The 15,324-nt window shown below is 40.8% G+C and carries 3 protein-coding genes; all 3 read right to left on the minus strand.

The genetic code is table 11. From position 1 onward, the window contains the following. Nucleotides 1-90: 90 nt before the first annotated feature. Nucleotides 91-4,797, minus strand: a complete 4,707-nt coding sequence (locus tag RAO94_00310) for a C25 family cysteine peptidase (protein MDP8320769.1) — start codon at nt 4,795-4,797, stop codon at nt 91-93. A 7-nt stretch (nt 4,798-4,804) separates the two neighbouring features. Further along, nucleotides 4,805-9,499 (minus strand): C25 family cysteine peptidase, encoded by a 4,695-nt coding sequence (locus tag RAO94_00315; GenBank protein MDP8320770.1) that lies wholly within the window; start codon nt 9,497-9,499, stop codon nt 4,805-4,807. Nucleotides 9,500-10,075: 576 nt separating this feature from the next. Beyond that, nucleotides 10,076-15,324: carboxypeptidase regulatory-like domain-containing protein (locus RAO94_00320; GenBank protein MDP8320771.1), on the minus strand; the 5,249-nt coding region annotated here is incomplete at its 5' end.

Consider the following 15,324-nt stretch of genomic DNA (forward strand, 5'->3'; position numbering starts at 1 on the left):
ATTGCTTATTGGCAAGACATTTTTAAGAGAAAAGGCTTCTCTGAAAATGACTGATTATTCTGCTTCCGCATCTGCTTTAACTATTTTTTTTTATTTAGCCAATAACATTTTCCGGGTAAATTCAACTCCACTAATTTTTGCCTTACAGAAATATATCCCGCTGGGTAAACCTTCTGCTGACCAGACAATCTGATGATTTCCGGCAGTAAAGGGCTTATCAACCAGAGTTTGCACGAACTGTCCTTTGATATTATAAATAGAGATATTTACAGGAGAATTTTCCTGGCATACGGCAAAAGAAATTGTAGTAGAAGGATTGAAGGGATTAGGATAATTCCCCAGTAGTTTGTTATGTTCTGGTATAATATCTTCATTATTATTATTTGAGTACACGGTAAGATTAACAGTAATATATTTTGTGTCCCAACTGTCAGTGGTGATTTCAAGAAGTGCGGAGTGTAAACCGGTATCAAGCTCAGCAGTATCAAAATTTATTGTTATCTCTGTCGATTCATCAAGCTCCAGAGTACCTGATGATGTATTAAGATTGATCCACTGCAGAGGAGAATGAAGGAGAAATTCACCCGTAGTTGTATGCGGGTCAGCGCCATATCCATCACCCGTAAGAGTCCAGGGGATATGCAGGTTCCCTGCAATTGTTTCACTCACACTTACATTGATATCCAGATACGCATATTCACCGGAATGAATGACACCCCAGCCCTGCTGAGTGGTTCCATGCCAGACAATATTTCCTGAACCTGTGCTGCCATCCCAGACCAAATCTCCACCACTTCCACCAACAGCATCTGTGGCAGTATTTAAAGTAACACCCAAAGGAAGTTCCAGGCATAATTCTTCTATCCATTCATCCGCAGAATTATTAAATATACCAATAGTCCAGTCAGCAGTTTCTCCGGGGACAAAAAAACTCTCTTCACAAAATGCTGTAGAACCTGTTATATCGCGTACTGGAGGATAAGTCTGCTCAGCATTAATATAGAAATTCACTGTCTGAACACCGATATTAGTTACTTCAAACATCCTGCTGCCAGTTTGATCTACCTCCATATCGAGAGATATTTCATTCTGATCCACGCTGAGGGTATTGGGAAGATATGCGGTAAATGGAATTACTCTATTGGTGGAATATTGATCACTGATGATATTGATATTGATCGGAAAATTATGAAAATCAGGCGTTTCTGGAGATACATAAAATGTAAAATCATTTTCCAGCAGAGAGATTTCTCCTGGTAAAAGTGTTTCCAGAAAAGATGTGTCTTCCAGAATTTCAATAAAGGGATCATCAGTTGAAATGATCAGCTCTATATTCTCAGCAGCAATCCCGCCAGTATTCTGCAGTTCAAGATTTAATTGCACTGTTTCTCCTGCCTCAATAAAAACATCATCTCCGGCAAGTACGATTTCTCCATCAATTCTCAAATAAGCCAGCTCATCATAGAAATAAGGAGTAAAGAGTAATGCCATTTCATCTTCCAAAGGCTTATTTGTGACAGCATAACTATTATTAAAGGTGTATTGCAGACCAATAGTAGAATCACTGTTTTCCAGCCCCACTGTGCAATACTGTCCGTGGTCTTGGCGATAGGAGCCGGAATTATCATTATTAATTTCCAGATACTGCATTTTTATCTGGGATACATCCAGAATAGTAGGATAATAAGCTGTATCATAGAGTATTATTTCAAATGTTTCAGGTGAGTGTGTATCGGAATTTTCTACCCGAGACCACTCGACCACGAGGTAATGCTCTTCTGGGAAATACTGCCAATAGACTCCTCCCAAATTGTTGATCATTTTAAGATCATCCCAGAATACTGCTATCATTGGGCTGGGACCTTGAGGACTGGGTATATACCAGTTCATAAAGGAAGGAGAATGTTCAATGCCGGGGGCTACCCAGCCGCAGGAGCATATAGTGAGCTGCTCATAACTTTCTTCATAAAATCTAAAGGTAAAATCCTCCGGCAGGTCAATTGTCTCTATTAAGCCTTCATCACCCCAGGTATAAAAAAGCAGGTCTTGTCCAGAGCCTCCAAAATCAGGGTCTATTTCTATCCAGTCAAATTCCGGGCAGAAATCATAGCCAGTATCATCATCATCAAAACACCAGTAGCCAAACGCATCAGGTCCCAGGGGATCAGTAATCTCAGCAATTCCCACCGGGATAATAGTGGTAATAGTATTTACAAATCCATCAGGATTACTGAATTCAAGATAAAATGTTGCCTGCGTCCCTTGAATAATATAATCGGGAGTGGTAATTGTGAAATAATCTGAATGATTGTTTATAGTCTCTCCAGATGCAATATCTCCTAAGTAAATTAGATTATCTTCCAGTGTGAAGTATTGATCAAGACTGAAAATCCGGGCAGTAATATCAGTGGCAGTGATCGAGCCAATATTAGTAATTGAGCAAAAAACATCTTCTGTTTCGCCTGGAGGCAGCACATTATCTTCTCCAATAACGTAACTTTCCAGCCAGATACTTGCCCCGGTGATAACGGGAATTGTCCAGCTTTCCCATTCATTATCACCGGCATCAGTTATGGTGATGTGCAATACAGGCTCGATGCCTTCAAGGGCTGCCGGGCTGATAGTAAACGTAAAATTTCCGGCAGGATTAGCTGATCCACCTGCTGCGATATCGCCAAAATCCAGTTCTGAATTAGTGATTGTGATATATTCATTCATCGTGGTTAAACTGGTACTTACACCCGAAACAGGCAGATTACCATAATTCATCAAACTTACATCAAGGTCAAAAGTTTCTCCAGGATTTAGCAGTCCGTCACCATTACCTGAAATCTCCTGATATTCTATTTCTGCAATATCCACATACTGATCAACTTGAACAACTGAAACAGTATCTATATAGGGAAGATAATCGTGTTTGGTGACCGTAAGCAGATAGTCTCCTTCTTCCAGATCAGCAACCGGAATTAAGGCTTCACCATTTGTATCACTATAGCGTATTACGGCAAAATCTTCCGGATCACTGGCGCTTAGAGTTACCCAGGCACCCTCTGCAAGACCACCTTCATAATCAAGGACACTTACCTGCCACCAGTTTTCACCGACAGCAATTTCTTCTGCGTATTCTACCGTTAAATCCCTAGGCGTTTGAGTCCAAAGTTCCAATGATGGATCACCCATCAAGGTACACCAGTTACTTACTATATCTACATAATTACTCGGATTTTGAGGATATAAACTCCATAAACAGAATTTACCTGCTGTAAGCGCGCTTCCCATGGAATACATTTCATTCTGAAATATACTTGATGCTATACCCAGGGTGACTGCATTATTAAAACAGGTATGATTACCAGTTGTTGCCTGACCCACCATCCCGATTGCACCTTTGGGATTTGTTATTGATCCCATTCTGGTGAATATCTCTGACTTGGCATCAGCTCCCACAAAATTCCCTGTTGCACAGGTTATAACGGAAGCAAATGGCAGCATAAAAGTATTAGTCTCTGTACCGGGAATCCAATTGCTGGTGCCCAGATAACCACGATAGAACATATAAAGACACCCGTCATTTATCGCCTGCACCATCTGAGAGGGAAATGGTGATTGATATACTTCATAAAAATCATCATCGTCCGACCAGTTATCAGGAAAATCAAGCATCATTTCCTTTACAGTGAGCACTGTGTTAATAGTAGATTGACCTGAGTGTGTCGGATCTCCGACAAGCAGACTCTTCTCAAACCATTCATTATCCTGCATCATGGGTGATTTCTCATAATATAATATTTTACTGACCAGCACCTGCAATTGTGCTATGCTATTATATGAAAGCCTTCCAATATGAGCATCCAGGAGAATGTCATCTCCTTCTAACTGACCATATTGATGGTCACCAAAACCATTATAATATGAAAAAGTTTCATAGCAGGTAGGAATTGCAAAGTTTCCATCAGCATCTCCTGCCAGGCAGATATATTCCGGTGGATTTTCCCAGGTGTCATAAGCTTCCTGAATATAGGCTTTGATAGCATCAGATGTTTGTCCTGTCTCTGAGGTAGTCGCCACGGTTACCTCAAATCCCTTTTGCCGTTTCCAGTCCACCAGATAGTCTAGTACTTGCAATACATCCTCATCATCAGGACATATAATGATCAATGAAGGCTGCTGATAATCTTCTCTTTCTCTCATTTGCTCATAATTCAGCACTTCTGCCTGATACAAAGGTTCAAAACTTCGTGAAAGGTTTCTGCTGCCTGAAATACAATTCTTCCCTCCAGCTCCAGAAGTTGAGATTTTAATCTCTATTTCTGTGTTTATGAACATCCTTCGCAATTTATCATTATAGCTCATAGGAGAAAATGTTACTGGCACCATACGCACTCCCCGCATAATTGCCGGCTCGCCCAGTTCTACCATTTGATTTTGACCTAAATAAGATTGATTCTGCGAAATAAGTACATCATCAAGCACGCTTTCCTCAGATGATAAAACCTCCAGCTGGATCTCGCCAGTGGCAGGCACAGCTATCACCCAGTTGAATACCGGCAATTCCAGCCTGTCATGTTCATCAAATCCTCTTGCCTGGGGATGACTGAATAACGATCTCTCCTCACCCGCAGTAGAAAGGTGCTTCACCTCATATCCATCCAGATGAAAAGTTAAATTAAATTCTGATTCACTTATTTGCTCATATTCGATCAAATCAGTATTTATTGATTGGTCTATTACTTCCCAGTAAGCATTTACTTTCAAGATTAAAATAGTGAAACATAACAGAAATATTAACTTCTTCATTCTTTCCTCACTTCAATAATATCATTTTGGAATTATGTATTTCTGAAGCAGTTTTAAGCCGATACAGGAATATTCCACTGCTTAAAGCCACACCTTGTTCATTGCGTCCATCCCAGTAAATTTCATGTTTGCCTTCATCTAAGGGCTCATTGACCAACTTTCTAACAATTTGACCTTTGATATTATAGATAGTCAATTCAGTTTGCCCGGATTCCGCTGTAAGGAAACTGATTTTCGTACTGGGATTAAAGGGATTGGGATAATTGCCCAGCAGCTGACTGGCTTCTGGAATGAAGGGCTCATCACCTTCATTAGAAAGCACATTTAAACTGATATTTACACGTTTTATGTCCCAGCTGTCAGTGGTAATTTCTAAGAGAGCATTATGCCAGCCGAATTCCAGATCTGCAGCATCAAAGTTCATGGTAATATCACAGCTTTCATCTGGTTCTAAAGTCCCGGAGGAAGGCTCCAGATTTATCCATTGAATAAGTGAAAATAAAATAATTTCACCATCAACAGCATGTGGATTAACCCCATAACCATCACCGGTAAGAACCCAGGGCAAATGAAGATTACCGGCAAAGTCTGGACCTAAGCTCACATTAAGGGTCACATAGGCATATTCACCGGAATGAATAACACCCCAACCATTGGCAGTGGTTCCATGCCAGTTAACTATTCCTACACCTGTATTGCCATCCCATTCCAGGTTTCCGCCACTTCCGCCAATCACATCAGTGGCATAATTCAAAATTACATTTAAGGGAAATTCCAGAGATAGATCAGTGATCCACTCTGTATCGGGAGAATTATTATAGATTTCCAGTATCCATTCAGTAGTTTCTCCTGGAACAAAATAGGAAGAATCACAAGTTACAGTCGAGCCGGAAATGTCACGTTCCTCAGGTAATATTTCCTCAATCCTGAGATAGTAATTTACCGTATCATCTCCAATATTAGTTAATTCCAGAGTCCGGCTATCCGTCTGATCAATCTCAAGCTCCAGAGATATTTCTTCCTGATCAAGACTGAATGTATTATGTTCATAAGCTGTGAGTGTGATCTCTTTATCCCAATAGCCAGATTCGCATTCAATAGCTGCATCAATAGTGAACTCATAGAAATCAGATACATCTTCAGAGACAATAAATGATAATTCATTATCCAGATAAGCACTTTCACCCGGTAATAGTTCTGCCAGGTTCCCTGTGTTCTGCTGGATTGAGATATAGGGACTTTCTGTGGAGATCACGATACTTATATCATCTGCTGCCATATTTCCACTGTTATGCAGGTTCAAATTAAATATTACAGTATCTCCAGCTTCTATATATTCATCGTTGCCGTTAAGAATTGTAATATCTGCAATATTCAGCCAGGCTGCCTCTCCAGAATTAGCTGGGGTAAACAGCAGAGCAGTATTATCCTCCAGCACTTTATTAGCGACTGCATAGCTGTTATTAAATGTATATTGCAAGCCAATAGTAGAATCATAATTTTCCAGTCCCACGGTGCAATATTGTCCGTGGTCTGCCCGATAACTGCCAGCATTATCATTATTAACTACCAGGTATTGCATTTTGATTTGAGATGCTGAGGTAAGGGTGGGATAAAAATCCGCATCATAAAGTATCACTTCAAAAGTTTCTTCCGATTCAGTATCTCCATTTTCCACCCGTGACCATTCAATCACAAGATAGTGCTCATCAGCAAAATATTGCCAGCAGATATTATTACCTGCTGTGCTCAGATCATCCCAGAAAACTGCTATCATCGGGCTGGGTCCCTGAGGTGAGGGGATATACCAATTCATAAATGACGCCACTTGATGCACGCCGGGAGCTATCCAGCCACTTGTGCTGACAGTGATCTGCGCATAATTTTCACCATAAAAATTAAAATTAAAATCTCCCGGTAGATCAAGAACCTGCACGCTGGCAGCATTTCCACTGGAATAAATCGATAACTCCTCACCTGCTCCGCCATAATCAGGGTCTATTTCCACCCAGTTAAATTCTGGGCAGTACTCAAAATCAAGATCTCCATCATCAAAACACCAGTAGCCATATTCATCTGGACCATAAGGGTCAGTTACCTCAGTTCCACCAACTGGTACTGAGTATGGGATTATTGCCTCATAACCGCTGTCATTAGTGATTTCCAATCTCAGATTCATTAGAGAACCTGGAAACATCTCTTCTGGCGTTTCCACGCTGAATCCATCATTAAAATTATATACTGATCCACCCGCAGGAATGCTGGTAAAATATGATAAACTATCTATTAGGGTGATATAACTCCCAGCACAGCTCAAGCTGACACTGATATCTTCAACGGGTAAAGCTCCATTATTGGTCAGTTCTATAAATACTGCATCAATTTGCCCGGGATGCAGAAAATTATCATTACCTACTTGAATTGCGCTGAGCCAAAGATTGGCACCTGTAATCTCTGCTGTTTCCCAGGAAGTCCATTCCTGTCCCTCAGCATCTGCCATTCGGAATTCTAATAAGGGTTCTATTCCACCTAAGGCACTCTCACTTATCTCTATCTGGAAATTGACAGCTGGATCAATGATCTCCCAGGCTCCTATATCTCCTACCTCCACTTCAGAAGAAGTTACTGTCACATATTCATTTTCCGTAGAAAGCCAGGCAGTGATACCCTCTACCGGCAAGGTTCCATAATTAAAAAGTGACACATCCAGTTCAAAACTCTCTCCCGGATTAAGTAACCCATCTCCATTTCCGGCAATTTCCAGATATTCAATATTTCTTACATTCACATACTGCTCTGCCTGACACACGGTTAATGTATCTATATAGGGCAGATGACCATGTTTGGTTACGGTAAGAATATTTTCATCATCAAATATTCCAGGTATGGGCATCAGCACTTCTCCATTGCTGTCGCAAAAACGGGTAATAGCATAATCTGACGGATCAAGAGCACTAAGAGTTACGCAGGCTCCCTCGGCATAAGCGCCAGTATGATCAAGCACAGTTATCTGGATCAAGTCTTCACCTTCAGCGATACTTTCAGGATGCATTACTGTCAGAGTTTGGGGTACACCTGTCCACAATTCCAGCGATGGGTCGCCCACCAGCGAAGTATAATGACTGTGAAGTGCTACCGAATTAGCGGGGTTTTGCGGATAAAGATTCCAGATACAGAATTTCCCCATGCTCAATATCGCACCCATGGAATAGATATCATGCTGCAAAAACCCGGAAGCCATACCCAGAGAGAGGGCATTATTAAAACATGTATCTGTGTCATTATTTGTTTGACCTACTGCCCCGATAGCTCCTGTGGGGTTTGATGCTGTTCCCATTAAAGTAAGGGTCTCTGTTATGGGACCAGTTCCACTGGTCATCAGCGAAACAAAAGGGAGCATAAAACTATTATTTGTCGCTCCAGGATACCACCCGCTGCAGCCCGAAGCACCACGGTAAAACATATAAAGGCAGCCCGTATTTATATAAGCATTCATCTGATTCGCAAAGGAACCTCCATATATTTCATAAAAATCCTCATGGCTATTCCAATTATCCGGATAAGTAAGCATCATTTCTTTGATTGCCTGCATTGTAGATATTGTTGATGGACCAGAATTCGAGGGGTCACCTACCAGCAGACTCTTTTGATACCATTCAGTATAATCCATCATTGGTGATTTCTCATAATATAAAATTTTACTTACCAAAACCTGTAATTGAGATATACTATTATAAGAAAGCCTGCCTACATGAGCATCCAGCAGAATATCATCGCCGTCCAACTGACCATAGGGATGATCGCCTGCTTCATTGATTTGTGAATTGTGAAACCAGGTGGGAACTGCATAACTGCCATTAGTATCTCCTGCCAGACAAATGTATTCCGGGGGATTTTCCCAATTATCATAAGCATTCTGAATATAGTCCTTGATCTCTTCAGCAGTTTCACCAGTCTCTGCAGTAGTCACCAAAGTTACTTGAAATCCCTTCTGCAGTTTCCAGTCCACCAGATAGCTAAGAGTATCCACTACATCTTCATTATCAGGGCAGACAATGATCATAGAAGGTTGCTGATAATCTTCTCTTCCTCTCATTTCCTGATAATTGAGCACATTAGCATCAAAGATCGGTTCAAAACTCCTTGAAAGTTTGCTATTATGTGAAATACAGTTCTTCCCATTTTCTCCTGAAGTAGTTATCTTCACTTCGATTTTTGAGTATATTGTCATTTCATGCCGTGTAGCATTATATATCAGGGGTGAAAATGTTACAGGCACCATTCGGACTCCCCGCATAATAGCCGGCTCTCCTAAATGGGCAATTTCACCTGAATTCTGGAAAGATTGATCCCTGGATAGCAGTACATCATCCAGCATCATCTGCTCTGATGATAAAATCTCCAGCTTGATGTCTCCAGTGGCAGGCAATTCTATCACCCAATTGAAAATAGGTAATTCCAGCCTGTCTTTTTCATCAAGTCCCCTCGCCTGAGGATGATTGAATTCTAATCTCTCCTCTCCTGAGGCAGAAAAGTGCTGTACCTCATATCCATCCAGATGAAAACTTAAATTAATTTCTGATTCACTTATCTGATCATATTCGATTAGGTCGACATTTATTGATTGGTCTATTACTTCCCAGGTGGCATTAATACTTGAAATTAAAATGGCTGATAACAGCAAAAACATTATCCTTTTCATCTCAAACCCCTTGCTTGTTTCGTGCTCAATTTATATTATCTTTATATAACCATTTTAATCATTTAGAAAAGTGATTTCTACAAATATTATGTCAAGAATTATATTTAACTATTAACGAAATAATTTATTACTAAATTAAGTTATCCGTTTAATCTACTAATTTTTCAACTAATTATATCCTGAGTAAGATATCATTATCACTTTTAGATAGCACAGGGTATCAGGCTGGACAGATTACCATTGCTGGAACATAATTTGTAACATGATACAATTAATGTAATTATCGCAATTATTGTCCAATGGTTATTGTTATTTACCTTCTTCCCCTAAAATCCTGATATAAAAGAATTTAAAGTATCTGACTAATGCCATTTGCGAGTCATTGATGCCATATTACCGCTAATAAGCCCGAACAACTTAGCACAATCTAACATAATAATGTCACTACGTGCTTTGTTGTTCTGGGGGATATTTGCCTTAAATCTCCTAAAGGACTTATACTACCTATGGAAATTTTTGAGAACAAAAAAAGGCAGCAGGAATAATCCTGCTGCCTTAAGTTTATTTGCAATAATCTTATTTCATTAAGATCATTTTCTTGGTTTTAGTAAAGTCACCGGTGTCGATTTTATAGAAGTAAATTCCAGAGGAGACTTTGTTACCATTATCGGCATCACCATTCCAGGTAACACGGTAGATTCCGTAATCCTGAATTTCATTAACGAGAGTGCGGACTTTCTGTCCTTTCACGTTATAGATCTCAATAGTAACCAGAGCTTCATCTTTAACTGAATAAGCGAAGTTCGTAGTAGGATTGAAAGGATTAGGATAGTTGTCACCGAGGGCATTCACGCCAAGGATAACATCTTCATCTGCATCACTGCCAACCCAGTCACAGGTGAAATCAAGAGTGATGATCTCAGATTCATTACCAGAAGTGAAATGAGCAGAAACTCCAGCTTCGTAGTCAACACCATTTTCAAATATTTCCAGTCCAGCAAGGTTGAATTCAAGGTCTGTAGTCTGTCCTACCAGGCTGTTATCAATATACACATTGTAGTAATCAAGGTGTCTGGTTCTGTTTGAATAATTAGTAAATGAAGCCAGAGCATATTCCAGAACAGTGTTATCACCATCAATAATACCAGCCCATCCGGCTGTAGTAAAGATAGTATTAGTAGTCTGAATACCTACATTATTGCCATCATAAGTTGAATAAGCAGCGCCATCTGCATTAGGAGTAAGATAATCAAGATAAACACCATCACGCATAGCTGAATATATATCCTGCAATTGAACAGCAAGTCCATCTGTGCAGCCAGCGCCATCGATTGTAACGAATTCTGGTCCACCCTGAGATGTACCTACAGTGAAAGCATCCTGATTTGCACTTGCAAGACCCAGATAATCATAAGGGAATTGACCGGCTGAGAATGCACCAGCACTTGGGTAACGATCCCAAAGATAATCATGTCCACCAAGCAGAAGGAATCCGCCATTATCAAGGTATGTACCTAATTCAGCTTCATCAGTTGTAGATAAGCTATTGGAACCCTGCCACTGTTCACCGCATTCCCAGATAACTAAGCCGTAGTCAGCCATATAAGCAGCACCTGGTCCATCATCGCCAGAAACTGCGATCTCATATACTTCATAATCGATTTCAGCAGCATCAAAAATTGCTGTGTAATATGGAGTAGTGTCAGTGAAATCAAGATCTATAGAACCATCATCATCTACAAAGAGGATGTTATCAATAGAAGCTCCACCAGTTCCTGGTTCAGTCCAGGTCAAAAGACCAGTAGATTCATCCACCATCAGATTTGCTGGAGGACCTACTACTTCGAGGAGTTCCACGTTCAGGGTAAGAGCATCAGTTACATATACGTCAGTCTGTTCGTAATCTTCATAACCTTCAAGCTCAATATCAAGGCTATATGCGGTTTTCCACACTTCATCCCATGAGACCAAACCATCGGAAACAATGCCTTCATAGATGTGTTCACCATCGTTGCTTGTGAGTACCACAGCAGCACCATCAGCAGAATCTCCACTGTCAGTAGTTACGTTAATGGTAACTGGTGCATACATGTTAAAGCCGATTTCATTTGTGAATGTCGGAGTAGATAGAACACCATTAGTGTACATGGCACGGATACAATATTCATAAGTTCCTGGTTCAGTTATTTCCTGCCAGGTTACATCTTCATAGGTTGTATCCTGCACGCTATCAACAATGAGATCCCAATCTTCAAAATTATCTTCATCATCAGCAAAGCCACGGAAGATCGCATATCCTTCCATCATTCTTTCATCACGGTTTGTATTCTGACCAATTTCTGATGCCAGAGTGAGTGATATAGAGCGGTCTTCAGGTTCGCCAATGCGTACATCATCAATTGCCCAGCCGGGGTATGAGTTTACTGAGCTGTCAGTTCCGAAATGGAACTTGAACATGGCATCTTCACCTTCATAATCAACCAGGTCAAAAGTTGCCATTACCCAGCCAGTAGGTCCATCAGTAAATCCAGGTTCACCCAGACCTGTGATAGAATCATCAGGGTAACCGCCAACAGGGGTGATCAGTGTCCAGGAGCCACCACCATCAATAGAGATTTTCACATTTCCGCCATCCCAGCCGTTTTCACAATCCATATTGTGATAGAAGAAGAGATCTGCATCATTTGCAATATCTATTTCAGGAGTAACAAGCTGCCAGTCAGCACTATTAATATAGTTTCCACCAAGAGCTGTAACCCAGGCATAAGTACCAGAGTTTGCACCCATAGTTGCATCTTCACCCCATGACCAGCCAGCAGCATCATTGCTTACGAATTCTCCATCATCATCTTCAAAATCAAAGAATGTTTCTAAAGCGCCTGAAGGTGAATGCCAGGTCATATAAGCATTACCGTCATGATTTTCTTCCACATAAGCATCATGTGCAGGGAATGCCAGCTCAGTTAGCATAATATCATAAGTAGTATTTGAATAAATATCAAGATTATCTTCACCTGTCATAAAGTTGAAAAGTTCAACTTCGATATCATAATTAGACATCCAGATACCATTAATAACGCATACGCCTGCGTCATCTGCGATACCTTCATAGTGAGGATAATTTCCTTCTGGATCAGGCTCTGTGGCATCAAGAGTTACCAGAGCACCTTCAGCAATATCTCCCACGTTAGTAGTGACATTTACTGTAAGTGAAGCTGAGTTATTTTTTGCCAGCCAGTTTGAAATTGCTGGATCAGAAAGCACATTATTAGTATATTCTGCCCGAACTGCATAACGATACAAACCAGTTTCTACATTGTTCCAGGTAAGATCTACATAAGTTGTGTCAGACACACCAGTTGTTATATCTTCCCAGACTGCGGGATTATTTTCTTCACCAAAGGGCAGACGGTAGATAGCATAACTTTCAATGATACGGGTAGTATCCAGGTTTTGGGGAGTAATATCTGCAATATGTCGAACATCAGGATTATCAAGCTGACGTGTTTCTGGCATGCCTACGTAAACATCATCGATATACCAGCCCTGATAGGTTACAGAACTATCGGAACCAAAATTGAACATGAACATAGCGCTTTCACCCTGGTAAGCACCAATTTCAAAAGTTGCCATAGTCCAAACCATGTCATGCCCATTAAAACAGGCTTCACTATTTAAACCGTAAGCTGTACCGGGATAACCTCCAACTGGATTGATCAATTCCCAGTTGGTTCCACCATCAGTAGATATTTTAATATTTCCACCATCAAAAGTAGTCTCAATATCCATCCAATGCCAGAAAGTAAGCACTGCATCATCTGTTGGAATACTCAGTTCCGGGGTTACCAGTTGGTAACTAACACTGTTTGGATACTGGGCATTCAGGGTTGTACCCCAAACATTATCACCACTATAAGCACCAGCCATGTTGTCAGTTCCCCAGGCCCAGCCCATATTGGCTGTGAATTCACCGTCATCGCTTTCAAAATCCCAGAAATTAGCTGCTCCACCGGAAGGTGAATGCCAGATAAGTTCTGCTTCAGTGTCATCACCATTTACTGTGGCAAACATATCATAAGGAGGGATAGCGATTTCATTAACGATAAGGTCACCAAGATCAGTATTTCCTGCACCAATCACAGCTTCACCGATAAATATATCGTATCCTTCTACAATAATTACCAGTTCGTAAGTATTGGATGAATACACGCCATCAATAGAGAATTCACCATCAGCATCAGTGATACCTTCGTGAACGCCCATACCAGAAAGAGTTACTGTACCATTTGCCAGTCCGATATTTGGATAATCAGAACCAACAACGCGACCAGAAACAGTTACGTTATCAACTGGAGTGAGGTTGAATTCAACATTTGTGGCTTCATCAGCTACAATTGTGAAAGTCTGAATGTCTTCACTGTAGGCAAATTTTGTTGCTGTAGCTTCATAATCACCTTCAAAAAGACCTGGAAAATTATAATAACCATTAGCATCAGTTACTGTATGCAATCTGACTCCAGATTCAAATACGTTAATATCCACACCTTCAAGTCCATCACCGGTAGATGTATCATAAGCATAACCGTTCATAGAACCTAAACCAGTGGTATTAATGAACATCATGGTGTTTGGAGTACTGCTGAGGTAATTGATAGTTGTAGGAGGTGCATAAGGATCATAATCTTCTGTATCACTTTGTGCCCAGAGACAACGGTCAGTATAAGCAGTATCTGTATAATAGAAAGTATCTCCTGTGCTCCAATATACTGTGTCCATTACTCTTTCCACAAAAATTATTACATTGTCGCCTTCATAAATGAAGGGTTCATCAAGTTCGATCATGATCTCGTTTTCACCAATTGGGAAATCAAGAGTGCCACTGTAAACCTGCATCATATCGGTTGCTGATTCCCAGCCACCAGTCAGATTTTCCAGATCAGTATTCTGCATCCAGATATTAATTGGCATATTTGGCAGATCATCAACAAAGTTGTTATAATACATGATGGCAGTAATTGCTCCACCACCAAATCCCTGAGCAGCAAATTCATCAGCATAATAGATCGTTTGGGAAAGAGAATTCTTATACCAGAAATCTATCGGTGTGTAATAATGAGCTGTAGCAGTATTAGGATCACCAAACATTGCTGCCTGACTGCTGCCTATCCAGGTCGGTGCAGAAGTGGCTGAGCCACCATCGCCAATGGAATTATAAACAGTGATCGTGTAAGCATAAAGTCCATCACCAGGGATAGTGTCATCTGTGAAAGTTGTCATGATCCCGGTGGGTTCAAATTCTGCACCATCATCTCTTACTATATGATAACCTTCAATTGGCTGATTGAATGGTCCGCCATGCAATCCAGTTGTAGGATTTGCCCAGCTGATCACTGCATCGCCATCTACATTAGCAACTGAGATTCCGCTTACAGCTGCAGGAACATCTTCACCAATGTATGCTGAACCGCTGGCTGCGATTCCTTCACCTTCATCATTAAAACCTAATACTGAATAAGTGTAATTGCCAGCAGTTGCTGGGGTATCAGTCCAGTTTACCACTCCACCGATCACGGGAGTTGTAATTGTGTGGATAAGTTCGTCATTACGATATACTCTCATTTCATCAAGATCAGTCAATGCATCACCCATAACTGTCAGGGTAGGATTCATCCAACCCAGATCAGCAGAAAGAGCTCCGCCGGCATCTGGTGTGATCGTGAACATATCAGGAGCTGCTGGAGCACCTGCGGGAGCATTTTCGCCTAATTCATAAACGCAGATATAATCCGGTGCTCCCTGCAAAAGCGCACCAAGTGTTCTCAAAG

It is taken from the genome of Candidatus Stygibacter australis (assembly GCA_030765845.1).
GTDB lineage: Bacteria > Cloacimonadota > Cloacimonadia > Cloacimonadales > TCS61 > Stygibacter > Stygibacter australis.

Coding starts and splice junctions, on each gene's coding strand:
- RAO94_00310 (MDP8320769.1), bottom strand. CDS start 4,797: ATGAAGAAGTTAATATTTCTGTTATGTTTCACTATTTTAATCTTGAAA.
- RAO94_00315 (MDP8320770.1), bottom strand. CDS start 9,499: ATGAAAAGGATAATGTTTTTGCTGTTATCAGCCATTTTAATTTCAAGT.